The organism is Mucilaginibacter angelicae (genome assembly GCF_042434235.1).
GTDB classification, from domain to species: domain Bacteria; phylum Bacteroidota; class Bacteroidia; order Sphingobacteriales; family Sphingobacteriaceae; genus Mucilaginibacter; species Mucilaginibacter angelicae.
On record NZ_JBHLTS010000075.1, the window covers coordinates 39,918 to 66,121 of the forward strand.

General features: G+C 42.1%; 20 protein-coding genes. 6 read left to right on the plus strand and 14 right to left on the minus strand.

Annotation, left to right across the window (positions count from 1 at the left end):
• Positions 1-115 precede the first annotated feature (115 nt).
• The 5 genes from ACFFGT_RS25305 (at position 116) to ACFFGT_RS25325 (ending at position 6,289) form a co-directional block, all read left to right on the plus strand.
• The gene (locus ACFFGT_RS25305; RefSeq protein WP_377025306.1) at positions 116-943 is read left to right on the plus strand and encodes a type 1 glutamine amidotransferase; all 828 of its coding nucleotides are present in this window, start codon (positions 116-118) and stop codon (positions 941-943) included.
• 118 nt (positions 944-1,061) lie between these two features.
• Positions 1,062-2,255 (plus strand): hypothetical protein, encoded by a 1,194-nt coding sequence (locus tag ACFFGT_RS25310; RefSeq protein WP_377025307.1) that lies wholly within the window; start codon positions 1,062-1,064, stop codon positions 2,253-2,255.
• A gap of 59 nt (positions 2,256-2,314) precedes the next feature.
• Positions 2,315-2,476: a FeoB-associated Cys-rich membrane protein gene (locus ACFFGT_RS25315; protein WP_377025308.1), complete on the plus strand. Its 162-nt coding sequence runs from the start codon at positions 2,315-2,317 to the stop codon at positions 2,474-2,476.
• A gap of 65 nt (positions 2,477-2,541) precedes the next feature.
• Positions 2,542-5,997, plus strand: a complete 3,456-nt coding sequence (locus ACFFGT_RS25320) for a trifunctional glycoside hydrolase family 18/polysaccharide deacetylase/glycosyltransferase family 2 protein (RefSeq protein ID WP_377025309.1) — start codon at positions 2,542-2,544, stop codon at positions 5,995-5,997.
• Between the two features lie 133 nt (positions 5,998-6,130).
• The gene (locus ACFFGT_RS25325; RefSeq protein ID WP_377025310.1) at positions 6,131-6,289 is read left to right on the plus strand and encodes a hypothetical protein; all 159 of its coding nucleotides are present in this window, start codon (positions 6,131-6,133) and stop codon (positions 6,287-6,289) included.
• Between the two features lie 81 nt (positions 6,290-6,370).
• On the opposite strand, the gene ACFFGT_RS25330 is transcribed toward ACFFGT_RS25325, so the two are convergent.
• The 4 genes from ACFFGT_RS25330 to porV form a co-directional block, all read right to left on the minus strand.
• Complete coding sequence (locus ACFFGT_RS25330) at positions 6,371-6,595, minus strand: Fjoh_0651 family PID-CTERM protein (protein ID WP_377025311.1); 225 nt, start codon at positions 6,593-6,595, stop codon at positions 6,371-6,373.
• 5 nt (positions 6,596-6,600) lie between these two features.
• Complete coding sequence (locus tag ACFFGT_RS25335) at positions 6,601-10,380, minus strand: T9SS type A sorting domain-containing protein (protein WP_377025312.1); 3,780 nt, start codon at positions 10,378-10,380, stop codon at positions 6,601-6,603.
• Between the two features lie 608 nt (positions 10,381-10,988).
• Positions 10,989-11,471: a 2-C-methyl-D-erythritol 2,4-cyclodiphosphate synthase gene (ispF, locus tag ACFFGT_RS25340; RefSeq protein ID WP_377025313.1), complete on the minus strand. Its 483-nt coding sequence runs from the start codon at positions 11,469-11,471 to the stop codon at positions 10,989-10,991.
• Complete coding sequence (gene porV, locus ACFFGT_RS25345) at positions 11,471-12,640, minus strand: type IX secretion system outer membrane channel protein PorV (protein ID WP_377025314.1); 1,170 nt, start codon at positions 12,638-12,640, stop codon at positions 11,471-11,473. Before porV ends, ispF begins: the two co-directional genes overlap by 1 nt.
• 241 nt (positions 12,641-12,881) lie before the next feature.
• On the opposite strand from porV, the gene ACFFGT_RS25350 reads away from it, so the two are divergent.
• Positions 12,882-14,540, plus strand: a complete 1,659-nt coding sequence (locus ACFFGT_RS25350; protein ID WP_377025315.1) for an SUMF1/EgtB/PvdO family nonheme iron enzyme — start codon at positions 12,882-12,884, stop codon at positions 14,538-14,540.
• A gap of 473 nt (positions 14,541-15,013) precedes the next feature.
• Here the strand turns inward: ACFFGT_RS25350 and ACFFGT_RS25355 are convergent, their stop codons facing one another.
• From ACFFGT_RS25355 to ACFFGT_RS25400, 10 genes are all read right to left on the minus strand, one after another.
• Positions 15,014-15,397, minus strand: a complete 384-nt coding sequence (locus ACFFGT_RS25355) for a nuclear transport factor 2-like protein (protein WP_377025316.1) — start codon at positions 15,395-15,397, stop codon at positions 15,014-15,016.
• A gap of 163 nt (positions 15,398-15,560) precedes the next feature.
• Positions 15,561-16,967 (minus strand): RagB/SusD family nutrient uptake outer membrane protein, encoded by a 1,407-nt coding sequence (locus tag ACFFGT_RS25360; RefSeq protein WP_377025317.1) that lies wholly within the window; start codon positions 16,965-16,967, stop codon positions 15,561-15,563.
• A 15-nt stretch (positions 16,968-16,982) separates the two neighbouring features.
• On the minus strand, positions 16,983-20,039 hold the full coding sequence (locus ACFFGT_RS25365) for a SusC/RagA family TonB-linked outer membrane protein (RefSeq protein ID WP_377025318.1): 3,057 nt from the start codon (positions 20,037-20,039) through the stop codon (positions 16,983-16,985).
• A gap of 191 nt (positions 20,040-20,230) precedes the next feature.
• Entirely contained in the window at positions 20,231-20,392 is a 162-nt protein-coding gene (locus tag ACFFGT_RS25370) for a biotin/lipoyl attachment domain-containing protein (RefSeq protein ID WP_377025319.1), read from the minus strand.
• A gap of 411 nt (positions 20,393-20,803) precedes the next feature.
• Complete coding sequence (locus ACFFGT_RS25375) at positions 20,804-21,466, minus strand: DUF4159 domain-containing protein (protein ID WP_377025320.1); 663 nt, start codon at positions 21,464-21,466, stop codon at positions 20,804-20,806.
• Positions 21,463-22,173 (minus strand): 16S rRNA (uracil(1498)-N(3))-methyltransferase, encoded by a 711-nt coding sequence (locus tag ACFFGT_RS25380; protein WP_377025321.1) that lies wholly within the window; start codon positions 22,171-22,173, stop codon positions 21,463-21,465. Before ACFFGT_RS25380 ends, ACFFGT_RS25375 begins: the two co-directional genes overlap by 4 nt.
• A gap of 14 nt (positions 22,174-22,187) precedes the next feature.
• On the minus strand, positions 22,188-23,528 hold the full coding sequence (locus ACFFGT_RS25385; RefSeq protein WP_377025322.1) for a hemolysin family protein: 1,341 nt from the start codon (positions 23,526-23,528) through the stop codon (positions 22,188-22,190).
• A 4-nt stretch (positions 23,529-23,532) separates the two neighbouring features.
• Complete coding sequence (locus ACFFGT_RS25390; protein WP_112575925.1) at positions 23,533-24,081, minus strand: inorganic diphosphatase; 549 nt, start codon at positions 24,079-24,081, stop codon at positions 23,533-23,535.
• A 32-nt stretch (positions 24,082-24,113) separates the two neighbouring features.
• On the minus strand, positions 24,114-24,758 hold the full coding sequence (locus ACFFGT_RS25395; RefSeq protein ID WP_377025323.1) for a DedA family protein: 645 nt from the start codon (positions 24,756-24,758) through the stop codon (positions 24,114-24,116).
• Positions 24,759-24,813: 55 nt separating this feature from the next.
• The gene (locus ACFFGT_RS25400; RefSeq protein WP_377025324.1) at positions 24,814-26,196 is read right to left on the minus strand and encodes an NADH-quinone oxidoreductase subunit N; all 1,383 of its coding nucleotides are present in this window, start codon (positions 26,194-26,196) and stop codon (positions 24,814-24,816) included.
• Positions 26,197-26,204: the final 8 nt, after the last annotated feature.

The window sequence follows — 26,204 nt, forward strand, 5'->3', positions numbered from 1 at the left end:
CCCCTCCCAAACCCTCCCCTAAAGGGAGAGGGCTTTAAAAAGCCATGAGATATTAATTATTTATAACAAACAAAATAAAAGTCTCACCCATTAGGGGGAGATTTAGAGGGGGCTTATGAAACCGGAAATAAAAGTGGCCATACTTGATTTGTATGATGGGATAGCGAACGAAGGTATGCGCGGTTTCCAGGATATTTTGAAGCGATACAAAGCTGAGCACGATTTGAATTTAAGTTACCAGATTTTTGATGTGCGCCGCAAGTGCGAAATGCCGGGTACCAATTTTGATATCTACCTTTCAAGCGGCGGGCCGGGTAATCCTTTGGAAACCGAGGGTACCGAATGGGAAAAGAAATACTTTAACCTGGTTAATAAGCTGGAAGATCATAACCTGTCAAACAACAGCAACAAAAAACATGTATTCTTTGTGTGCCACTCGTTTCAGTTAATGTGCCGTCATTACAAACTGGGCGATATCAATATGCGCCGCTCCCCTTCGTTTGGAGTACTGCCGGTAAATAAAACCGATGTCGGGTTAAATGAGCCATTATTTGAAGGTTTGGCCGAACCTTTTTACGCCGTTGATTCGCGCAGCTGGCAGGTGATCAACCCGGATGAAAAACGTTTTAAAGAACTGGGCATGCAATTGGTGGCTATTGAAAAAGAACGCCCGCATGTGGATATGCCAAGGGCTATGATGGCTATCAGGTATAACGACTATTTCTTTGCCACGCAGTTCCATCCCGAAGCCGATGCCGCAGGGATGAAAGGCATGTTGCTTCGCGAAGAAAAAAAGGACGAAGTAATAAACGAACACGGCGAAGTTAAATACCGTGAGATGCTGGAACGCCTTGACGATCCGGATAAAATAACGCATACCCAGCATACGCTTATCCCTAATTTTTTGGATATGGCGGTAGAAAGTGCATTGGGCGTAGTATAATTATAACACTATGTCATTGCGAGCGTAGCGCGGCAATCACATGCTTTACAGGGCGGTTATGCCTACGTGCGGTTGCCGCGCTACGCTCGCAATGACATGGATAATATGCAGTATTATAATGAACCCATCAGTTAGAAAAACATTTAACGAAAAATTCAGCGACGAGAAATACAGTCAATTTCTTGATGAGCTCAATAATGACTTAAAAGAGCCTGTTTCTTTTCGCGTTGCAGAAACGCCTGTTTTTTTGACTGCCGGTTTCCGTGACAAGCTCATAACTGCAGGGAATGATATCATTGATACCATCCTCAGGCCCGATTTTAAGGAACTGACCGAACGCGCCATTCCTGATTTGTGGCGGGTATCTAATGAAAACGATCATCCTCATTTTATCGCTTTGGATTTTGGCATCTGTAAAGATGAGCAGGGAAATATCGTACCCAAACTAATTGAATTACAGGGCTTCCCATCGCTTTATGGCTTCCAGGTACATTTGGGCGATACTTACCGCGGGGTTTACGGTATCCCCGGTGATGAAACCATCTTTTTCGGGGGCTTAAACAAGGAAAGCTACCTCCATCTGCTTAAAAAAACCATCCTCGGCCCTTACCTGCCTGATGAAGTTGTATTGATGGATGTAAATGCCCCGGAACAAAAAACAGCAGTCGATTTTTATCTCACCCAAAAATATATTGGTACGCCGGTGGTATCATTAAGCGATCTGATCCAGGATGGCAAAAAGCTTTATTACATGGCGGGCAACCAAAAGAAAGAAATTAAGCGCATCTACAATCGCCTCATATTTGATGAAATAGCCGGCGACCCGGAGATCTTCACCAAAGTGGCTGATATCAGGCAGCCACTTGAGGTTGAGTGGATCACCCATCCCAACTGGTTTTACCGCGTCAGCAAATTTACCATGCCTTTTTTAACGGGCGATTATATCCCCCAAACACAGTTTTTACACCAGTTAGCACAAATCCCTGCCGATTTGGAAAACTATGTACTTAAACCGTTGTTTTCTTTTGCAGGCCAGGGTGTAATTATTGATATTAGTAAGGATGACATAGAGGCCATTACCGATCCCGAAAACTGGATCTTACAGCAAAAGGTAAATTACGAACCCGTTGTACAATCGCCGGAAGGGGGCGTAAAAGCCGAGATCAGGCTGCTTTATCTTTGGCCCGATGGCGATGAAAAACCCACGCTTGCTATTAACCTTGCGCGGTTAAGCCGGGGAAAAATGATAGGCGTACGTTATAACAAAGATTATAACTGGGTTGGCGGCACAATTGCCTTTATGCCTCATTAAACCTTGTACTAATTACCCTGTCTGTACGTATATATTAAATAATGTTTAATTTTGTCTTTATGAATATGCAAATCATCATTATCGCGATACTTTTTGCCGCTGCTGTTTTTTACATCGGCCGCATGATGTATAGGACCCTCACCACTAAAAAGAGCTGTGGCGGTAATTGCAAATGCGGTGTTGATTTTTCGGGTATCGAACCTGGAAAAACCGCCAAATAATGCTAAATTCCCATTTCATACAATCTTCATAAGTAACCTATACTTTTAATAAAGTAATTCTCTTAATGTCATCAAGCAAGCAAGTTTTTCAGGCTGATAATCCCGGTAGGTGGAACCGTTTTAAATGGTTAAGCCGTGTACTACTGGCTGTGTTGGTTATTGGTATTATAGCCGTAATTGTTACTATCCGTTCAACCTACTATCCTGAGCTTCCTAACCTTAATCCTGCTCCCAAAAAAATGACCAAAGAGGAGCTTGAGCAGTTAAAAAAGTCAACAAAGTTCAAATCGTTCAAAATACAAAAATCTGAAATAGAAGCACTTGAACGTGCAAAAAAACTTCACCAGCTTAAACAACCCAACAATAAAGACCGGATCAATGCTGCTTTTTACCGTGCATGGGAACCGCAGGCTTACAATTCGCTGGTAGTAAACATTGGCCACCTGGATATGGTGGTAAGTGAAGGTTTTTTTATAGCGCCAAAAGTTGATACCGTAATAACAAAGCTCGATACCGGGCTGATGAACCTTAACAAAAAGTACAACAAGCCTATTATTGTATCGCTGTCAAACTACGTAAACTATGACAATGCTCACGGTGGTTATGACACTAAAGATGTTGACCGCATTGTTAACAGTAAAACACTCCGCAGTAATTTCATTAACAGCATAGTTAACTCGCTTACTAAAAATAAGCTAAAGGGCATCAATGTTGATTTTGATGAACTAAGGGACCGCAACGGCAAAAATTATATCACCTTTCAAAAAGAGCTTTATGAAACCCTGCATGCCAAAGGTTTCCTGGTTACGCAAAACGTAGTGCCCGAAGATGAAACGTTTGATATCACCAAGCTTCAGCATGTGAACGATTTCCTGTTCATTATGGCTATTGATGAACATTATGAAGCTACCAATGCCGGCGATCTTTCCAACCAGCGCTGGGTTGAGCAGATCCTGGATGATGTGTGCTCAAAAGTACCATCAGAGAAAATAATTTTAACTTTTGCAGGCGGCGCCTATGACTGGCGTGAAAGCAGCGTAGGTAAAACAATGGGGTACCAGCAGGCAATCAGTACCGCCGATGAACAAAAAAGCAAAATCACCTTCGACCCAAATTCGGCCAACCTGCATTATACTTATATGGACAAAGACAGTCTTGACCATACTGTATATTTTACCGATGCCGCAACGAACTTTAATGTGATCCGCATGGCCGACGACTGGGCGACCGGTGGCGTGGCTTTATGGCGTTTAGGTGCAGAAGACCCTCGCCTTTGGACCTTTTTCCAGAAAAACCTGTCGATAGACTCTTTGAAAAAAACCGGTATCGACATGCGCAAACTTACATCTGTAGGTTTGAACAACCGGGTAAATGTTGATTATGATGGCGATGGCGAGGTACTTGACCTCATCACAACACCTACCACAGGCGAGATAAATGTAAAAATGGATACCTCCACGTTTACCATTCTTGATCAGCATTACATCAAGCTTCCTACCAAATACGTGATCCGCAGGTATGGCTATGCCCCTAAAAAAGTTGTTTTAACTTTCGACGATGGGCCCGATCCGGATTTTACCCCCCGCATTTTAGATATCCTTAAAGCCGAAAAAGTACCGGCAGCGTTCTTTGTTGTTGGCTCCATGGCCGAAAAAAACATGCAGCTGCTCCGCCGCGAATATGAGGAAGGCTATGAAATAGGTAACCACACGTTTTTTCATCCCGATATTTCAACCATCAGTTTAAAAAGGGTGATCCTGGAGCTTAACTCCACCCGTAAACTTATTGAATCGGTAACCGGCCGAAGCACTATCCTGTTCCGTCCACCATTTAATGCCGATGCCGAACCACAAACCCTTGCCGAGGTAATCCCCGTTGCTGAAAGCCGCCGTCAAAGCTATATCACTATTGGTGAATCTATCGACCCATGGGACTGGCAACCCGGCGTAACTGCCGATAGCATTATTGCCCGCACCATAAGGCAAAAAGATAACGGATCGATGATATTGCTGCACGATGCCGGTGGCGATACCCGCGAAGAAACTGTTAAAGCCCTGCCCGAGATCATTCATTACTTTAAATCACACGGCTACCAGTTTACTACTATTGCCGATGTGCTGGGCAAAACTAAAGATGACCTGATGCCGCCGATTAAACCGGATCCAAGCACAGGCATTTTCGGTCCGGCTTATGATGTTTTTGTTCATGGCTATTACTATGTTAACTGGGCGCTGATCTATATATTCCTGTCGGCCATATTCCTGGCTATCGGCCGTATTGTGCTTATCGGCATTTTAGCAGTAAGGCAGCGAAGCGTGGATAAAAAATCCAAAAAGCTTGATCGAAATACCGATGCGATGCCTGCTGTGAGCATTATTGTGCCTGCTTACAACGAGGAGGTTAACGCGGTAGCAACCATTCAAAGCCTGCTCAAAACCGATTATCCATCATTCGAAATTATTTTTATTGATGACGGATCAAAAGATAAAACATTTGAAGTTGTGGAGGCTGCCTATAAAGGTAGCCCGCTGATCAAAATATTAACCAAACCAAACGGAGGTAAAGCATCAGCGTTAAACTTTGGTATTACCCATGCACAAAATGATTTTGTGGTTTGTATTGATGCCGATACGCAGCTCAAAACCGATGCTGTTTACCAGCTCATGACCTACTTTACCGATGAGGAAATAGGTGCAGTAGCCGGTACTGTTAAAGTTGGGAACGAAACCAATATCATTACACGCTGGCAGTCGATAGAGTATATCACCGCTCAAAACATGGACCGCCGTGCATTTGACCTCATCAACAGTATTACTGTTGTGCCAGGGGCTATAGGCGCATTCCGCAAATCGGCTATTTTCCGTGCAGGCGGGTTCACTTATGACACCCTTGCCGAGGATTGCGACCTGACTATGCGCATCCTTAAACAAGGCTATGTAGTCCGAAACTGTGCTGAGGCCATTGCTTATACTGAAGCACCTGAAAGCATTAATATGCTGCTTAAACAGCGTTTCCGCTGGAGCTTTGGCGTAATGCAAAGCTTCTGGAAAAACCGGGATGCGCTGTTTAACAAAAAGTACAAGTTTTTTGGAATGGTGGGGATGCCTAACATCCTTATTTTCCAGATCATATTACCGCTGTTCTCCCCGCTGGCAGATTTGATGATGCTATTAGCCCTGTTTGGCGAAAAGCCAGAGAAGATGTTGCTTTATTATGTGGCATTTGTGGTGATTGATTTTATAGTAGGCATCATCGCCTTCCGCATGGAAAAAGAGGACTACAAGAAACTCATCTACATTATCCCGCAACGGTTTATGTGGCGGCAGCTGATGTATTATGTGCTATTTAAATCGTTACGCAAAGCCCTTAAAGGTGAGCTAAGCGGATGGGGTGTACTTAAGCGTACCGGTAATGTGAATGTTGGCGGCACAGGCAATAAAAAAACGCAGCCGATTTATATTGTAATTGCTGTTGCGGTAATTGCGGTGATTGGATATTTGCTTTATAAGCACTATAGTTAAATAAAGACGTGCTGTACTCTCAGCCTTGGAATACTACAATCCGAATTTTGCTGTGTAAGTACGTTGCAAATAGTAACGAACTAAAGTCTCCAGTTCGTTACTATTTGTTTATATCTTTGTGAGAAAGAGTGTTATGGGAAAGCTAAAACGTTATACCGATTTTAATGATTTGAAGTTGACTACAACAAATAATCAAAAATCAGGCATTGTTAATTTGAATAAAGTCAAAGAGTTGGAAAAATTTTTCGAACTGCTAAGAAACAATGTATTAGCAAAAAAAAATCCATTGTAAAGGCATAGCCATGGAGAATAGCTTCACGCTTTAGTCTTTGGGTTGATTCAAAAAGTAGCGTCAAAATAAGCCTTGTTATATCTATGGCACTAAAACAGCTTTTCGCTTGCGGTGTAAATGTACAACGGTTAATATTAGGGCAATTGCTACTAATAATATTACCCAGGTATCAAGCGGGCAACCGTTCGGATCATAATCATCATCGTCCGGATCTCCGGAACAGGGTACTTGTTGCGCAAACGCGGTAGCAATACTAAAAAGAAAAATAACTGTTACCGTAATAACCTTATACGCTTTGTATATCATACTTTTTATTGCTTGATGAATTTGGCCGAAGCGATGGTCTTTTTAGTGCTGTTATCGATAAGCAGAATGCTGTAAAAACCTGTCTGCAATGATGAAACGTCCAGTTGGCCTGTGTTGGAATTAAAGGCAGCCCTTTTTAAAAGCGCCCCCATACTGCTGTAAATATCAATGCCAAAGGTTGTTTTTACCGGTTCGTTTGTTGTGAAGTGCAAATAATTTGATGTAGGATTAGGATACACCGTAAAAACATCCAACCCATTACTATCCACAGAAATGATCACAACATTTGAATATTTTACAATCCCGTCCAGATCTGTTTGCTTTAAGCGGTAGTAGCCGGTTTTAGCGGTAGCATCAGCAAAACTGTAAGAACCGGCACCAGCCGATTGCATGGTACTTATCGTCCTGAAATCTTTATCATCTACACTATATTGTATTTCAAAAGTGATATAGGTGAATTCATTTATGGTGTTCCATTTTATAATATTTGAATTGATATTGCGCTGGCCAGTAAAGGCGGTCAATGCATATGGCAGCAACGGCTTTTTATTGATAACAATTTCAAAACGGCTGTTGCCATAAGTGGCTGGTACCTTTTTGTCGAGTTTGAACTGGTAGCTATCGTTATTACGCAAGTTCAGCGAATCGTTTTGAAAATGGTCAAGAAGCCATACATCATAATACTCGGGTATGGCTGATAGATCCACTTTATTTATCTTATAATCACCGCTTGCGCTGTCGTTGACGCTCAAAAATACAGCGGTCCTTTGTTTGTTAAGCGGTTGCGAAGCAATAGATACTTCGTGACCATCAGCGGTCATGGCGCCAAATAACGCAGTCTGCCCGTTTCCATTCAGATCATCGGCGTCCTCGGTCTCTTTGTAGTTCTTGCTATAGGTGTCGGAGAACCGGAGCTGCGCAATATCATAATTGGCAGAATCCTGTATCATTTTTAGCGTTATTTCAGGCCTCGGCACTTCCGCTTTAAATGCGATAGTTCCCCGGGCAGTTGTTTTTAAGCTCTCTGTAAATGCAATAGAACTGGAACTGCTGTTAGATTTAAGGTAAAATCCCTGCCCGGTTTGTATGGTTACTCCGGCAGATAGGTCTTGTGCGGCTATACTATTACCGCCCGGTGCAAAAGTGTAAACAAAGGGAGTAGTACCCACTAAAGCTGTGGCAGGTATCGTAATATTAGACGGGTATGGGTTGCCAACTAAATTATAACCAGTACCGGCATTAGCTAATGTATAAGTAAACGCCTGCTGGTTAAGCGTGCCTGATTGCAAACCAACCACATTTTTTTCGGGGATAGCAAAAGTGTTGGTGGCCGGTGACCTGATCAGTTTTTGGGTAATGTTATGGATGTTATCGCCCCTGAAATAAAAATAAAAGCCTGAGCCAACATTCACAGACGGAGCAGGTATCAATGTTGTCAACGGAGCAAACAAAGCTGTGGCAGTAGTGTAAAATAATATGGTTGGCCCATTGGCCCCATAGCTTGCAGGCTGATCAAAGCCGTTAGCATTGCCACCTGCTCCGGTAATAAATAAATTGGTTTTTAAACTCGAAAAGTTATATGTTGCGGCTGTGGATACCGGAAGAGTACTGCTATTATTGACCGGCGAGCTCATCAGTCGCCATCCCCGGTTGGCAATGCTGCCGCCCGTAAAATAGCGTTGCACTACAAAAGTGCCGGTTAACTTAGTATTGCCGGGGGTACTTCCAATTGAGCCTGTTCCGTTGGCATCAGAAAGCAGGGTAAATGTTCCGGCGGCATTATTAAAAGTAACCGGGTTCGACGACCCAAATTGGATTGACGCGGTACTGGCCAGGGTTGATAAACCACCGTTTACCTTAAGGGTACCAACTGCGGGGGTAGCAACACTGCTGTTTAAGGTAAACACTGCTGCAGAATCGACGTTTAAACCATTGTTTACCGTAATAGTTTTGCCGTTAAGATCCAATAACACGGCACTTGCGGCTGAACTGGTTGAACCTAAACTACCTATCTCGAGGTTACCAATTGTAATATTGGGACCTGTATTGTTATTTATAGGATTGTTATTATTGGTGTAACTTATATAACCTATCCGTACGTTATCTCTGCTACTGGTAATGCCGGGTGCGGTCGAGGTTGACACGCCATTTTTTAACCAATTTGTAACAACGGTCCAGTTGCTGTTGGTTGCTCCTGTCCAATCATATATCGGCACACCAAGCGAGAATTGCTGGCCATCGGTATTTGATGTACCTATTGTAGCACCGGAGTTAAGGGCAATAGATTTATATGTAAATTGAAAAGTTGTGGCACTGCTAACAGGTGTCAGCCAGTCGGCCATGATGAAATAATAGGTGGTTTGGTTAAATGGAAGTGTTTCGGGCGGAGTGGTAGATGGTGTGGTCAGATCTAACTTAAACACATTAGTGGTTAAAGTCATCGTGCCGCCAACCAGGTTTGCCGGGACAGCTGTGGCGCTTGTAAAAGTACTGGACGTTGATCTGTAAACCCTGAAATTACTGAAAGCAGCCGGGCTGATAGCTGTCATATTCAGTTGGATATTACTGATCGCGGTCTGACTACCCGTATTGGTCAATGAAAAGCCATACAAAACTATGTTTGTTTGGTTTAAGGTTAAAGTGGTACGTGAAATACCATTACCACTTGAGCCTACAATATTTTGGCCCGTGAACATAATTGTAGGCGTGGCAAACGCGATAGGATAACCATTGATAACCGACTGGGGCGGATTTACCGTTTGAGCAGTAATTGCCGACCCTCCTGAGATCTCGGTATAAGCTACCGCATGTGGATTAAGGGAGAATGTTACTGCATTAGGATAGCTTTTAAAATTGCTGTTAAAGTTAATGTATACAAAAAAATTCCTCGTAATGCTGCCTGTTGCCGATGGCGGTGTAAAGTCAAGCGGCGTATTAAAATTGAGGTTTATAGTTGAGGAATTACTGCCGACAGCATTAGTGGTAGGCACAGGAGTATTTGTGCCTGAATTAAAATCTGTCCCGTTGTTCTCAACCACATAAACATCTGAAGTACTAAAAAATGGCGCAGCAGTTCCGGATAGCGCCGCTGACAACGCCACCTGGGTTACCAAAGCCTTGTTATTGGCAACCGTTATAGAAAAACCAAAAACACAAATGCCCTGCTGCGTATAGTAAATATCATTTACCTCAATACCGTTGTCCTTGGGAACGTTATTTCCGGTAACGGTTACAATAGCGGGGTTCGTCCATGTATAGGTGGGCCCGGTGATGGTTGTTATTACCGTGCTATTAATTTGTGATAAATTAAAATTGAAGCTAATTGGTGATGGTGTGGGCGCATTCCCTCCAACATCAAAAGTGACCACCAGGAAAAAACTTGCCGGGGTGGAATTTATAGCCTGGCTAAAATTACTTATCGTTAATATATTTGAACCTGAGCCACTAACAACGAAGCTGATCGGGGTGCCGGTCACCACAGTACCTGAACCTGCAGCATAAGTGGCATTTAGGCCATTTATTCTGACCAGGGACATACTGCTGCTGGTTTTAGTGAAATAGTTTAAAATATTCTGATTACAATTGAATGTCAATGATGTTAATGCAGAACCCGTCGGGTCGGTCAGCGTGACACCCAATACCGCAATACGTTGTCCACCGTATATATCAGTCGGAGAAGTTAAGCCATTGGTGTTTGCTGTCGCTATTATGGCCGCTTGTGTTTTAACAAAAGCGCTAATTAATATTACAGAAACGAATAAGTATTTAAATAGGGATTGTTTCAAGCTTAGGGTTTTCCCTAAGATTTGCAAAGATGGTGCTAATGGCCAGGTTGTTATTTATTATGTCTGTGGTGGAAAATTGCGCGAAAGGAAAAAGCGTGAAAGGAAAATTTCGTAATGATTTAATTCGATGTACCCGGTCCTTAATTTATCGTGCAGCTTATTAAATGTTGTTTTTACAGATACATTTCAAATATCGTGTGTTCATGCGAATGTCTAAGTGTCGATGAAAATGTATAATAAACGAGAAGCTAATATGATCAAGGAATCAAGCCTGTAGCTATGAAAATTGGGTAAGCTAAAACTTCAATTTAAAACGTGTATTTTTTTGCCCGATACTGGTAAAGAAATACACATATAAAAACTCTTCAAGTGCTTTAGTTGCTCATTATATAAATAATTTTATACAAAAACTGATTTGTTGACTTTACAATACACATCTGATAGTCAGTTTATTATATTATTGTTAAAACTACCGGATATTCACAGATTTTCAGGGAATGGCGAAATCATTTTCCAGCCCAATAATATGGCACGGTACCTATACGGGAACGCACCGCTGTCTCCGACTTCGGACGACTATGCCTGTAGTTTGTAACTACAGGCTGCCCCTACTCCCTTTCAATCAAACAAACAGCATAAGCCACAACGCCTTCTTCGCGGCCAATAAAGCCCATCTGCTCATTGGTTGTAGCTTTGATAGAGATATCTTCCTCGCTGATAGCAGCGGCTTCGGCTATATAGGTTTGCATTGCGGGGATATGCGGATTGATCTTTGGTGCTTCAAGGCATACCATGGCATCGATATTACCAATAACAAAGCCTTTTTCTTTGATCAGGGCTACTACGTGCTGTAAAAGGATCAAACTGCTGATACCTTTCCAGCGATCATCTTTATTGGAAAAATGAAAGCCTATATCTCGCAGGTTTGCAGCACCCAATAAGGCATCGCAAATTGCGTGCAATAACACATCGGCATCCGAGTGACCATAGGCACCTGAATGATGCTCAAGTTTAACTCCGCCTAAAACAAAGGGATGATTTTCTTTTAACTGGTGTACATCAAACCCAAAACCTACCTTAATTTTACCCATTATCTTCTTGAAGCATTTGTTGTACCGCCAAAATTTGCCGACAAAGTGAAACGCAAAGTATTGGCCAGGGCACTATTTTGCTGGCTGGCTGCCAGGTATGAAAAATCAAAATCAAAAACGCTGTATTTAAAACCTATGCCCATGGTAACATAATGCCTGTCGCCCTTGTTCGGGTTTTCGTAAAAATAGCCTGCCCTTACTGCAAACTGTTTATTGTACCAATATTCAACGCCTGGCGAAAAGCTGATCTCTTTCAACTCTTCACTAAAGCCGCCTGGTGCATCACCAAACGATTGAAAAATACCCGCAGGTACTGATACATTATCGTCCTTGCCTTTTATGATCTTACCATCCTGATCGCGCAGGGGCGGGGTTGGCACCAACAGCTTGTTAATATCAAAGGTTGCAGTAAACTCATTGATATCGTCCAGTTGCCAGGTGTTAGCTACCCCTATTTTAAGATTGGCCGGTAAAAAGTATTTATTACCCACATCACTGTAGCTGATTTTTGTACCAATGTTTGAGATGTGCGTACCGAAGGCAAAAAGGTTACCATCGCCGTAAGGTGCCGTATAATACAGCGAAACATCGGCAGCAAAGGCATTGCCCGCTTTTGCCGCCTGACTTGAGCCGGTAGCAAATGAGATGCTTGAGATATTAGAATGAATATATCTCGCAGTCAGGCCCAATGAAAAATTATCGCCAAACTTACGGGCAAACGAAACATCCAGCGAATACTCATTAGGCGTATAAGTGCCCTGATCGTTGGTATTATCGTCGGTAAGCTGTATGGAACCATAATTAAAATAACGGAGCGAAGCGCCTATGCTATTACGCTCGTCAATTTTATGGGCATAACTCAGGTATGACAAGCTGATATCGGGCACAAGGTGTCTTAACCATGGGCTGTATGATACTGATAAGGCATCATTACTTTCAAGAAATGCAAGCTTTGACGGGTTCCAGAAATTTGCATTTACATCCGGTGATAAAGCCACGCCCGCATCCCCCATTGCCCCCGAACGTGAATCTGGTGAAATATTTAAAAAAGGGACTTCGGTGGGAATTGCGTTAATATTACTCCCGTTAGGGTTTGTTTGCGCAGCAGCAGCAAACGGTAATAAAAAGGGGGTGATAAAAGCAAGGCCACGAAATGTAAAAAGCTTCATTTGTAGGAGTTAGGTTGTGACATTTTATTGATAGTATGGAATAGTAACGTGCTTTACAGATTTTAAGTTACATCCCTTTGGCTGAAATTTAAATCAAATAATTAATTCGACGCAACTAATTTCATCAATTTTTCGTTAAAACCCCTGATAACTGTACTATTTATTTCTAAATAATGGTTCACAGACATAAGCACTGTATCCATTTTTTTATAAATTTACGACTTAATATAACTGTAAAAATATGAAAATACTTTTTACTAAAACTGCTCTGGGATTGTTGGCTTTAGGTGCCGTGATGAGTAGCTGCAGTAAACGTGAGCAATCGCAAAAAACCGGTATAACTTATAACGATAAAAACAACGGCGGTTACGAGCGTTTCAGGCAAAGCCACCCATCTCCGGGACCGGGATTAGTACCGATTGAGGGCGGTACCTTTGTTATGGGCGGCAGTGCCGACCAGGACATCACTTACGATTATAACAACGTTCGTCGCAGGGTTACCGTACCATCTTTTTATATGGACGAAACCGAAGTATCAAACCAGGACTGGCTGGATTACCTGCACTGGATCAATATTACTTTCCCGCAGGACCGCGAATTATATTATAACGCAGTACCTGACACACTGGTTTGGCGCAGACCATTGTCATACAATGAGCCTTATGTAGATAACTACCTGCGCCACCCTGCTTTTCAGGATTACCCGGTTGTAGGTGTAACCTGGGACCAGGCACAGGCTTATTGCGCATGGCGTACCGACCGTACCAACGAAAACATTTTACGTGAAACAGGTAAGTTAGTAGCCTGGAAAGATCAGGGTAAAAAAGGCGGTGGCGGTGATGCCGGTGTAGCGGCAAACGGGCAGCCCTTCAACACTGATATTTATCTGAATGGTCAAATGACCGGTGCAGGTATCGACGGTAAAAAAATGATGCCTAACCTGAGTCCCAATGCCCAGGCTGGTACCGGAAAAGGCGGCAAAGCCGTTAGGCCGGTACGTATGGAAGACGGGATCTTAAAACAAGCTTACCGCCTGCCATCAGAAGCAGAATGGGAATATGCTGCATTAGCGCTTGCCGGCAACACTCAGTTCGAAAATATTGATGATGGTAAGCTGTATACCTGGAATGGCCTGGGAGTACGTTCGGCAAAAAGCAAAACACGTGGTTTGATCATGGCTAACTTTAAACGCGGCAGTGGCGACAATGCCGGTGTTGGCGGTTACCTGAACGATAAGGCCGATATTACAGCACCTGTACGTTCATATGCCCCTAATGATTTTGGCTTATACAACATGTCGGGTAACGTTAACGAATGGGTTGCTGATACCTACCGTCAAACATCGTTTGAGGAGTTTGAAGACTTTAACCCTTTCCGTGGTAACGAGTTTACAAACAAACGCCTTGCCGATCCAAGCAAAGGCCTTTATGCCAAAGATAAATATGGCAAACCAATCAAGGATCCTGCACATGCTAATAAAAAATTGAAATACAGCGAGCTTCTGGCATTACAGCAACAAAGTTCAGCTGCACAAAGTGCTAATCCAAATGCACCACTTTCAACTACACAAACAGGCTCGCTTCCGGTTGATTCATTATTACCTAAAAACTCAGGTAAGGCATACAATCCTGATGCAAGGGGCGAAAAAGACGAAGTTAATAAAGCCCTTTACGGCACAACAACACTCGTTAATGACCACTCTAAAATATATAAAGGCGGGTCATGGAATGATATGGCTTTTTGGTTAAATCCTGCTACCCGTCGTTTTATGGATCAGGATGAGGCAAGTGCCGAAGTTGGTTTCCGTTGCGCCATGACCCTGGTAGGTGCTCCTGAAATTAACCCTAATGGTAAACCTCACTACCCGGTTAAAAAAGCAAAACCATTTAAAGCAAGGTAATTTTCACAACAGATATATCGGGCAAGGCCTTTCAGCAATGAGAGGCCTTGTTTGTTTTAGGTGGCTACCTAAACAGGTGTTCGGAAGAAATAGAAGAGCGGGGGATTGTGCGATTCCCTCCCCTGGGAGCTACTGTGTGTACACATCTTATCAATGAATATCAATCAATAAAACCGAATGTCATTTCGACGAACCAATTTGGGAATGTGCGGCCGCGGTGAGGAGAAACTATCTCTTGAGCGATAGCGAAAAATCTTGTACATCCTGCTCTAAACCTTGCTTACGACTCTACAAGTCATATAAGATTTCTCTTTCGCCCCACCTCTCAGCCCCACCCTGCTCAGTCGAAATGACATTTTCTTTTACTTAAAAAGATGTGTACACACAGTAACTCCCGAGGGAGGGAATTAAAAAAGCTTCCGAACACCTATGGTGGCTACCTAAACAGCATAGCAGCTTTATTAATTGCAGCCTCATTCAATCGGCTCAACCCATTGACTTCGCCATGCAGGGGCCTCGAAGGGATCTGCGAAATACTGTGTTTCGTGGATTACCTTCCTGTCACGAAACTCCATAATACTCACTGTAAAGGCAGTCTGTCCCTGGTAATTGATAGTGTATTCCGTGATCCAGATATCAGCTTTTCCAAGAATCCTCCTGACACGGAAACCCGATGGCTTACCCGGATGATGCCCCCGCAAAGCCTGTAAATTGCTTCGCCCAAAAATCCGTTCGCCCGACTGGGGATAATCACAGATAACATCATCATCATAAATATCATGTTCCGTGTTTATATCACCGGCTGCCGAGGCCTGCCAGTGTGCGTTCAGGGCTTCAAGTATTTGTTCATCTTCCATGGCGTTTCAATTTTTAATATTGGTTGGTTAGACTAATTAAATGACGAATAAACCCGATTTGATTAGTGAATACAAACCTGGGCAGAGAAAAATGCAGACTTTAATAAAAAAATCCCGGTGATAAGCTACCACCGGGATATAAACATTTTAAATAATGCTATTGTTATTGATATCCTTCGTTTTGTGTTAAGTTAGGATTAGCATCACGCTCACGTTTAGGGATCGGGAAGATCAGCTTAGGTGAGTTCCATGGAAAAGTATCAACTACATTTCCATCACCATCAACAGAGTTGGTAGATTTTTGATACCGTTTAAGATCAAATAACCTGAAACCCTCAAACGGAAGTTCAACACGGCGTTCTTTTTCGATCGCAGTAATCCAGCCTGCTGCATTTGTGGGAGCGGTAATATTACCCAAACCAGCCCTATGACGTACTACATTTAAATCAGCAGCCGCGCCTGCGTAATCGGGGCCGGTTTTTTGTGACCTGGCCTCTGCCCTGATCAGATATAACTCTGCCAGACGGATCACTACTACGTTACCAAACAGGTTATTGAATTTAGAGGTAAATTCTCCATCATCTTCAAAAAACAAATCAGCACGCGTATCCCCCTCTTCATAACGGTTAAAATGCTGATCATTTATATATGTTTCTTCACGCCCTCCGTAAGCTACAGCAGCATAAACTTCATTAAGTGCATTAAAGCCCGACTGATTTGATATTTGCATAGCTAATATATCTTCCGAAGTATTAAAAACGTGAGTTGCCTGATCAGGTGCCTGGAACTCATCTTTAAAATGTTCTACAAGGCTGTATGTACCACTTGCTATCACTTTCGTTGCTTCTGTTTCAGCTGCTGCGTAATTTTTTTGCTGAAGGTAAATTCTTGCTAACACTGATGATGCGGCGCCTGACGTTGCATATATGGATTTACCGGTAGTTAAATTTGCTTCAGCAATTTTAAGGTCAGCAATAGCCTGGGCATAAACCTCAGCAACAGTATTACGGGTAACTTTTTGAATACCCGGAATAGATGTGGTAGGCGTTAATACGATAGGCACCCCGGGGTTAGATGATGGTGTGCCATCGCCCCAATCTTTGGCAAATACACGTACTAAATCAAAATATACCATTCCCCGCAAAAACCGGGCTTCTCCTTCAACTCTACTTTTATTAATGGCATCCACAAGGTCAATATGAGCCAAAACATTATTACATACTCCAATTGTGTTGTAACCTGTATCCCATACGCCCTCGGTAAACTGATTTACGATGGTTACCCCCTTGTCACTAAGTTCGGTGTATTCGTTAAACGTACCGAAATATGAAAAATCGCCGTCATCTGCCAAAAAATCAGAAGTGGATTGAAACCTGCCACCATACAATCCTCTTAAAGTAGCTGCTGTATACGCCCCGATTAATACCCCCTGCACATCCTTTGATGTTTTAATGGCATCCTCTTGTTCTACCTGGTTCTGAGGCTTAATGTCCAGCTGTTTTTGACAGCCCGAACTGTATAGCATAACCAATATGCTTAGTGCTATAATTGAATATTTATTTATCTTCATTTTCTTCAGCTTAAATTAAAATCCCACGTTTAATCCAAAAGTTATTGTTTTTGCCTGCGGGGCCGCATAAAAATCATAGCCCTGGGTAATATTGCCCGAGAATGCATCTGAGTTTAATTCAGGGTCCCAGCCTTTATACTTAGTCCAGGTGATCAGGTTTGTTGCTTGCGCGTAAACCCTCAGGCTTGATAACTTGATTTTGGAAAGCCATTGTTTCGGAAAATTGTAGCCTAACACTATATTTTTTAAGCGCACATATGAGCCGTCGTCTAAATATCTTGAACTTGGATTAACACCATTACCCCCAAACAAACGGGCTTCAGGTACGTTAGTGATCTGACCGGGCTTTTTCCATGAGTTTAACTGATCAATAGTTTGGTTATCGGCACCATTATTAAAACCTACCGACATATATTGGCCGGCACCGTTATAGATCTTATTGCCGTGTACCTGTTGTAACAGGAAACTAAACTCAATACCTTTATAGGTTACCGAGTTATTTAAGCCTGCCAGGTATTTAGGATTAGGATCGCCCACAACCACCGGTACTGCCTGGTTATAATCATTAGTAGTACTCCTGTCGCGTTTTCCATTACCCAGATCCGTATTTTTGTAATACAGCGCATCACCGTTAGCAGGATCAGCTCCGGCAAATTCAGCGGTATAAAATACACCTAAGGGCTGGCCTTCAATAGCACGGTTAACCTGGTCGCCGGCTCCCAAAATCACTTGTCCTTTCAAATCGGTAACCTTGTTACGGTTAATTGAAAAATTGACACTTGTTGACCAGTTTACTACACCTACTATATTTTTCGAGTCTATCTGTAACTCAAAACCTTTATTCTGTAGTTTACCCAGGTTTTGTACTATTGTAGTAAAGCCCGAAGTAGCCGGAACCTGTACATTTAATAAAAGGTCTTTGGTTTTCTTTAAATAATAATCAAACTCGCCCGATAAACGACCGTTAAAGAAGCCGATATTCAATCCTATATCTGTGGTTGCGGTTGTTTCCCATTTTAAATCGGGGTTAGCCAATTGTATTGGCCTTGCGCCTGCAACACCGGAGTAACCAAATTCCTGGAATAAGCCTCTTGAAGGGAAGTTGCCTATTTCGGAGTTACCTGTTAAACCGTAACTTCCTCTGATTTTTAATTCAGAGATCAATTTCTGCTTTTTCATAAAGCCTTCTTCAGAAATTACCCAGCCTACTGAACCTGCCGGGAAGAAACCGTAGCGATGGTTTGCACCAAACCGCGATGAGCCATCAATACGACCGCTTAACGATAGCAGATATTTTTCGTCGTATTTATAGTTTGCCCTCGCAAAATATGATAACAATGAGTATGCAGTACTTGATGACGAACCACTGGTAATATCAGCCGAGCTAATCAGCTTTTTGTAGGCATCACTTGGAAACTGATCGCCCTGAATTGAGTTAAGATCATTTTGTTGCCTCTGATAAGTCATACCACCAACTGCATCAATGTTATGCTTGCCTATGTCTTTTAGAAAATGTAAAAAGTTATTGGTATTAAAGTTCAGTGAGGTCACTGAAGTATTTAAGCCTACGTTATTTAAAGGACCTGTATTACGCAGTGTAAGGCTTCCGGAATAGTTATCTTCAGTATTATTCAATATATCCACTCCCACCTCAGTTCTGAAGCTTAATGAAGGCAATATTTTAACCTGGCCAAAAACATTCCCAAGGTTTCTGTAATCGGTACTTGTAAAATGACTGCTGATTGAATTTAACAAGGGGTTAAAATAAATCGGGAAACTACCATTAGGTAAACCTGTACTCGGATCAAGTGCACCGCTGGTTAACCCTGTACGCGGATCGATAAGCGGGGTTATCGGAGATAAGGCAACAATTTGTTCAGGAGTTGAAAATGCATCATCATTATCCAAACGCTGGTTCACTGTGCGCGATACGCTTAAGTTTGCTCCTACCGTTAACCAATTGTTTGCCTGGTTTTCGATATTGGTACGTAAGCTATATTGATTGAGAGAGTTCTTTAATATCCAGCCTTTTTGATTATTATAAGTGCCTGATATGTAGAATTTAGTTTTTTCATTACCTCCCGCTATTACCAGGTTATAGTTTTGCACCGGTGCATGCTGTATGATCTGCTGCTGCCAATCGGTATTTACTTTATAAGTTTTATAATCATCGCTGCCTGCAGCATACCTTTGCAACCTTGCTTCAATTGAGGCGCTTGAATAACCGCCGGCTATGCCGGCTGCTCTTAGCGCAGTAACATACTCCTGCGCGTCAAGAAATTTGCGTTCGCCTGTTGGCTTGCTAAAACCATAGTATTGATTATAAGTTACCTTGGTAGCACCGGCTTTACCTTTTTTGGTAGTTACCAAAACTACACCATTTGAGGCTCTTGAACCGTAGATAGCTGCAGCTGATGCATCTTTAAGTATTTCGATTGATTCGATATCATTTTGGTTCAAATCAACAAGCGGATTGGTTGAAGCCCCGTTGCTTGAAAAGTCATCAACAGTAATAGGTAAACCATCTACTACATATAAAGGCTGGCTACCCGCTGATATTGACGACGCTCCGCGGATCCGCACCTGGATACCCTGGCCCAATTTACCATTTTGCGCCTGAATATAAACACCAGGACTACGGCCCTGGATAGCCGACTCCAAACTTGGTACCGGGATATTTTCAATGTCAGCACCCTTAATTTTTGAAACAGAACCGGTTAATGAACGTTTGCTTTGCGTACCATACCCTACAACCACAACTTCGTTAAGTATTTTTGAATCGGTACCTAACTGCGCATTAACTGTGGCTCCACTTATAGCAACCTCCTTAGGAAGATACCCTAAAAAGCTAAAAGTTAAAACCTTTGCAGTCGCAGGCACACTAAGTTTGTACCCACCACTAATATCAGTTTGGGTGCCCAGTCCGGTAACTCCCTTTACGGTTACGCTTACCCCAGGTAAGGGCGAGCCATCTTTCTGATCTGTTACTTTACCTGTAATAACCCGGTTTTGAGCAAAACCAACGGCAATACAAGTACATAACAACAGGATTGTTAGTAAATGTTTCTTCATAAAAGTTAATATTGTTAATTAAAAAAGTAAGTTCGTAAAAAAAATGTGTAGAAACAACAAAAACCTCAAAATCACGTTGCGTTCGTTGCAAAAATGTTATTATCGCACATTTAAAACTGTAACAATCAGTTAAAACACAGATTAATATCTTCCCTTCAGCAAATTATCTTCCGGCCCTATCGATATCTTTTTTACCGCTTCCCTTCCAGATCTTTAATAATGTTTTCCATTTCCATGGCTTCAAGCATAAAGTGGTTATCATCTTTTTTTATAATATCCCCCTCACTTACAAACACTTTCTGCACTAAACATGGATTAGGTTCTTCTTTTCCGTTGATTTTGGCGCTATTCAAATTACCAGGTCCAGGTTTATAGGCCAGTATATCAAATAAATCTTTAGCAGCACAATGCAGATATAATTACTAACCTTTATTTAAAATAACTTTTCCCCTTGGTTAAAATTAACTATCAAGAAATTAAATAAACGGTTGTATTTAAGAGCATAACAACAGTCCTTTAATCCGGTTAACGAACATACCTGTTATTATTGTTTTTTTACGCATCAACCCTATGCGATGATTAACACTTGATTTGTATACAGGATTTAGAATTTGTGATACGTGATTAATGCCTTAATAGTTTCGGCTTTGTTATAAAATTAAGCATATAAATTTTAACCACAAAGGTATAATTGGCAAACTCAACCCTTAACCGGCAGTATGGAGAAAACTGCTACATGAATAACCGCAGGTAATAACGGGCGCTTACTGAGTAAAAATGTACTGAATTAAATTTGCCCCCATTTTAAGGGCCTTTTGGCGGGCTTCCTGGGTATCGCCGGCATAAGTACCATAATCCTCCCAACCATTGCCTAAATCGCACTCATAGGTGTAAAAACAAACCAGCCTGCCTTTATATATCAAACCAAAGCCCTGGGCACGTTTGCCGTCATGCTCATGAATTTTAGGCAAGCCATTGGGGAAGTCATATTTTTGGTGGTAAATGGGGTGATTAACCGGCAACTCAACAAAATCAAGCTCGGGAAATACCTTTTTCATTTGCGGGCGGATGTATTGATCAAGACCATAGTTATCATCAATGTGCAAAAAACCTCCGCCGGTAAGGTATTTGCGCAGGTTACGGGCTTCCTGATCGGAGAAGATCACATTGCCGTGCCCTGTCATAAAAGTAAAGGGGTAATTAAATAACGAAGCACTGCCTGCTTCAACTACCTCATCATCGTCATCAAAATTGGTTTTGAGATTTTCATTACAAAATTTGATGAGGTTGGGCAGCGCTGTGCGGTCACCATACCAGTCGCCGCCACCGCTGTATTTGAGGCGGGCAATTTTATACGCAGGGGCATTAAAGCTGCTCATTGTTATAGCAGCAAACACAACAATTAATGCTAACCTGATCTTTTTCATACCCTGTTTAAAAAGTTCACCTCAAAACAAGCCTCCAGCGCGGCGGTTTCCGTACGCAGGCGGCTTGTACCTAAAGATATTGGTTTAAACCCGTTATGCAAAGCCTTATCTATCTCAGCAGGGGTAAAATCCCCTTCGGGGCCTATCAATATTAAATAACGGCCCTGTGGGGTTATTTCGTCTTTCAGGTTAAATTTCTCTCCGGGCTCACAGTGGGCAATAAATTTTTGTCCTTCAAAGGGCTTATCGAGCAGTTGATTTAGTGTTAACGGCTCATTCAACACAGGATGGTAAGCTTTAAGGGATTGCTTGATAGCAGCCGTAATAATTTTGTTTAAACGCTCAACCTTGGCTTCCTTACGCTCTGAGCGCTGAGTAATGATTAATGACACTTCATCAATACCTATCTCTGTAGCTTTCTCCAGAAACCACTCCAGGCGTTCGATGTTTTTGGTTGGCGCAACGGCGATATGCAGGTAATGGTTGCGTTTATCAAATTCGGCAATTACCGATGTTATTTTAAGAATAGTACGCTTGGGGTGCGCATCATGGATCAAGGCTGTATAAAAGCCTCCCCTGCCGTCAATTAGCTGCACTTCATTACCAACCTCAAGGCGCAGCACACGTATGGCGTGTTTGCTTTCCTCTTCGCTAAGAAAGTATTGCGGATGCGAGGCATCAATATCAGGCGTATAAAAAAGTTGCATTATGGAAAAGCAGATTAATGTAAATCTACTGCATCTTCTTCATTTATCAGTAACTCAAGTTTAACTGATTCAATATTCTGGTCGGATTTTTTCAGTACAGTGATATTATATCCGTTCGATTCTTTCTGCTCACCCACGTCAGGGATCTTCCCGAAGATATCTCCAAGCCAGCCCGATACGGTATCAAAATCGCCGTCTTCGGGCAAATCATGAGGCAAATGCTCGTTCACATCATAAATGGATGCAAGGGCATTTACTATAAACTCCCGCTCATTTACTTTTTCAACAATAGGCTTTTCTTCATCATACTCATCCTGGATTTCGCCAACAAGCTCTTCTACTATATCTTCCAGGGTAACCATACCGGCAGTGCCGCCAAATTCGTCAAGCACAATGGCTATCTGTATCCGTTTTTGCTGCAGTTCGGCCATCAGATCGTTGATCTTTTTTGTTTCGGGGATGAAGTATGGCTTGCGGATAATATCCTTCAGTACGATCTCTTCATTACGGGCCAGTAAGGGCAAAATATCCTTAGCGTGCACAACACCAATGATCTTATCTATCACATCATCATAAACCGGCATACGCGAGTAGCCTTCATTGATAATCATATCCAGTAATTCCTCTTTGGTTGAGGATATATCCACACCTGAGATCTTGGTACGCGGCACCATGATATTTTTTACTACCCGCTCGTTAAAGTCAAAAACGTTCTGGATCAGTTCATGCTCATTTGAGTCGAGCGCGCCCGTCTCTTTTCCCTGCTCCAGTAAGTATTGCAGTTCTTCAGAGCTATGATGGGTTTCGCCGCCTTCAACAGAACTTATGCCCAATACTTTTAAAATAAAGTTGGCAAAGTTGTTAAGCACCCATATAAACGGCCTGAAAACCACAAAGAAAAACCTGAGCGGCAATGAAACAGCCATTACCGTACGAACCGATTTTTGGATAGCTATTGATTTAGGCGCAAGCTCACCAAAAACAATATGCATAATGGTAATAAAGCTGAAAGCTAAAATATGACTCGCTGTAATATAACCGGGAGATAGGGTTATGCCCACACTCAGGAAAGCGCGGATCACGATATTAGTGGCAACTTCTTCACCCACCACACCAAGGGCCAGTGAAGCAATGGTAATACCCAGCTGCGTGGCAGCCAGGTAACCATCTAAATTATGCAGTATGCCCCGGGCAACTTTAGCCACGCCGCTGCCGCCTTTGGCTTTAATTTCAATTTGCGAACCCCGGACCCTCACCATGGCAAACTCTGCGGCTACAAAAAAGCCATTGAGTAAAACCAAAAATATGGTAGCGAAAATGTAAAATAAACTAATCTCGTAATGTGCGGGGTCCATTTATTTATGATTGATACACAGGGAACGTAGACTTGTACAGCTCCAAACTCTCGTTTATCACTTTATGGGCATAACGTACACCTAACAAATGTTCGATGGTTACGTTTTTGCCTTCTAATTTTTTGTAGTCTTTAAAAAAGCGAACAATTTCGGTCATGGCATGCGGAGGCAGCTCATTTAAATCGTTGATGTAATTTACCGACATGTCGTTTTTAGCCACAGCAATGATCTTATCATCCTGTTCGCCATTATCAACCATGTGCATTACGCCTACCACTTTTGCCTCTATGATCGACATTGGGAATACGTCAATTGAACAAAGTACAAGGATATCCAAAGGGTCTTTATCATCGCAATAGGTTTGAGGGATAAAACCGTAGTTAGCCGGGTACATTACAGACGAAAACAATACGCGGTCGAGCTTTAACAAACCCGATTCCTTATCAATTTCATACTTTGCCTTTGAACCTTTAGGGATTTCAATGATAGCATTTACTACTTCAGGAATATTATCACCCGGAGAAACCTGGTGCCATGGATGTTGAGTACTCATTTATTCTTTTTTATAGTATATAAAATTATTAACTAATCTACTTTTTCGCTTTTTTCAGCAAATTTCTTCCTAACGTAAGCAATAACCAGCGGAATTGTTGTAACTACAATCAATCCAAGTACAATATACTGCAGGTAATCCTTTAATTGAGGGAACCTTCGCCCTAAAAAAAAGCCGCCTAAAGTAAATACACATACCCAGGCTACGCTGCCAATAAGGTTAAAAATCGAAAATCTCTTAATATCAACCCTAACAACTCCTGCAAATATAGGAGCAAATGTTCTAACAATAGGGAAAAATCTCCCTAAAATAAGTGCCATCCCCCCATGCTTGTTGTAAAATTCACTGGCCAGCACTACATAGCGCCGCTTAAAAAAGAGCGAGTCGTTTTTATTGAACAGTACCGGCCCCGTTCGGTAACCAAACCAATAACCTGTAAAATTCCCTAATACGCCGGCCCCGATTAACGATAATACCAGCGTGGATATTGATACATCAACTTTACCTGCCGCACACAATAAACCTGCCATAAACAACAGGTAATCGCCGGGCAAAAAGAAACCAAAAAATAAGCCGGTTTCAGCAAAAACAACAATAAGCAAGAGATAAAAACCACCCCTGCTTATTATGGATTGAGCGTCAGTTAAATTTTGAAGGTATTCCCAAAAACTTTCCATTCACTATATCTGTAAAACTACAAATATTATATCAATTTGCAGTTATCAATACCGATTATATGAAACGGGCTATAATATCGGGATAAACACCTATAAGGATTGTAGCTAAGGCTGAAAGCGCAAATACAACTTTGTAGTAAACCGGCACTGTAAGTTCAGCGCGTTCGTCGGTACGGAAGTACATTGCTATAATAACCCTGAAATAGTAGAAAATACTAATGATAGCGTTAATTACTGCTATAATAACCAAACCTATATGGTAACGGCTTACCGCTCCCGAAAACATGAAGAACTTACCGATAAAGCCTGCAGTAAGCGGGATCCCCGCTAATGAAAGCATAGCCACTGTTAATACAAATGCAAGGAAAGGGTTCTTTTTACCAAGGCCGTTAAAGCTTTCAAAGTTATCGCTTCCGCTTTGCTGCTGTACCAGTATTAAACAGCCAAATGCTATAATTGAAGCAATTGAGTAGGCTGTAGCATATACTAACACCGAGTTACCCGAAGCAGCACCCAACGATACGATAGCAAATAACAGGTACCCGGCATGCGAGATACTTGAAAATGCCAGCATCCGCTTAAAGCTTTGCTGGTATAAGGCAGTGATATTACCTATAAACAGGGTGATGATAGTAATAACAAGCAGTATTGGTGTCCAGAAATCAGATAGCGGCTGGAAACAGGCAGAGAACAAACGCAGGAAGGCTGCGAAACCTGCTGTTTTAACCACTGTAGACATAAACGCGGTAATCAGCGTAGGTGAACCTTCATAAACGTCCGGAGTCCAGAAATGGAACGGGGCCGCACCTACTTTAAAGCACAGGCCTACAATGATCAGGGCTATACCGGTATAAAACATCGGGTCGATATGAGGATGATTAACCACATAGTCCCTGATAGTATCAATGTTGAATGAGCCTGATGATCCGTATAACAAAGCCATTCCAAACAACAGGAAGCCGGTTGAAAAAGCACCCATTAAAAAGTATTTCAAAGCTGCTTCGTTTGATGCAAAGTCGCTCTTTTTAATACCTGCTAAAATGTACAAACTAACAGACATGATCTCGATGCCGATAAACAGCATCACGAGGTTATTAAATGACACCATTACAATGATACCAGCCAGTGAAAACAGGATAATGGCATAATACTCGGCAGTGTGCCTGCTGATCCGTTCAAAATACCCCTTTGACAGTAACAGGATCAGTATAGTAGATACAATAGTAACACTTGAAAATACAACAGAAAAATTGTTGAACAGCAGCATGCCGGTATAAATTGCCGGAGCTGTATCTTTTGCAGTCCATTCGCAAATTGCAAAACCTAAAGCAGCCAGCAAGCCTATAACAGTAACGGGCAGTAAAGCCTTTTGCGCTTTATATAACCCTAAATACAGCAGCACTATAGGTAAAACAGATATGATGATTATAGTATTCATTCTTTTCT

Coding starts and splice junctions, on each gene's coding strand:
- ACFFGT_RS25385 (WP_377025322.1), bottom strand. CDS start 23,528: ATGGACCCCGCACATTACGAGATTAGTTTATTTTACATTTTCGCTACC.
- ACFFGT_RS25315 (WP_377025308.1), top strand. CDS start 2,315: ATGAATATGCAAATCATCATTATCGCGATACTTTTTGCCGCTGCTGTT.
- ACFFGT_RS25310 (WP_377025307.1), top strand. CDS start 1,062: ATGAACCCATCAGTTAGAAAAACATTTAACGAAAAATTCAGCGACGAG.
- ACFFGT_RS25365 (WP_377025318.1), bottom strand. CDS start 20,039: ATGAAGAAACATTTACTAACAATCCTGTTGTTATGTACTTGTATTGCC.
- ACFFGT_RS25320 (WP_377025309.1), top strand. CDS start 2,542: ATGTCATCAAGCAAGCAAGTTTTTCAGGCTGATAATCCCGGTAGGTGG.
- ACFFGT_RS25350 (WP_377025315.1), top strand. CDS start 12,882: ATGAAAATACTTTTTACTAAAACTGCTCTGGGATTGTTGGCTTTAGGT.
- ispF (WP_377025313.1), bottom strand. CDS start 11,471: ATGGGTAAAATTAAGGTAGGTTTTGGGTTTGATGTACACCAGTTAAAA.
- ACFFGT_RS25395 (WP_377025323.1), bottom strand. CDS start 24,758: ATGGAAAGTTTTTGGGAATACCTTCAAAATTTAACTGACGCTCAATCC.
- ACFFGT_RS25375 (WP_377025320.1), bottom strand. CDS start 21,466: ATGAAAAAGATCAGGTTAGCATTAATTGTTGTGTTTGCTGCTATAACA.
- porV (WP_377025314.1), bottom strand. CDS start 12,640: ATGAAGCTTTTTACATTTCGTGGCCTTGCTTTTATCACCCCCTTTTTA.
- ACFFGT_RS25380 (WP_377025321.1), bottom strand. CDS start 22,173: ATGCAACTTTTTTATACGCCTGATATTGATGCCTCGCATCCGCAATAC.
- ACFFGT_RS25360 (WP_377025317.1), bottom strand. CDS start 16,967: ATGAAGATAAATAAATATTCAATTATAGCACTAAGCATATTGGTTATG.
- ACFFGT_RS25330 (WP_377025311.1), bottom strand. CDS start 6,595: ATGATATACAAAGCGTATAAGGTTATTACGGTAACAGTTATTTTTCTT.
- ACFFGT_RS25355 (WP_377025316.1), bottom strand. CDS start 15,397: ATGGAAGATGAACAAATACTTGAAGCCCTGAACGCACACTGGCAGGCC.
- ACFFGT_RS25400 (WP_377025324.1), bottom strand. CDS start 26,196: ATGAATACTATAATCATCATATCTGTTTTACCTATAGTGCTGCTGTAT.
- ACFFGT_RS25305 (WP_377025306.1), top strand. CDS start 116: ATGAAACCGGAAATAAAAGTGGCCATACTTGATTTGTATGATGGGATA.
- ACFFGT_RS25390 (WP_112575925.1), bottom strand. CDS start 24,081: ATGAGTACTCAACATCCATGGCACCAGGTTTCTCCGGGTGATAATATT.
- ACFFGT_RS25325 (WP_377025310.1), top strand. CDS start 6,131: ATGGGAAAGCTAAAACGTTATACCGATTTTAATGATTTGAAGTTGACT.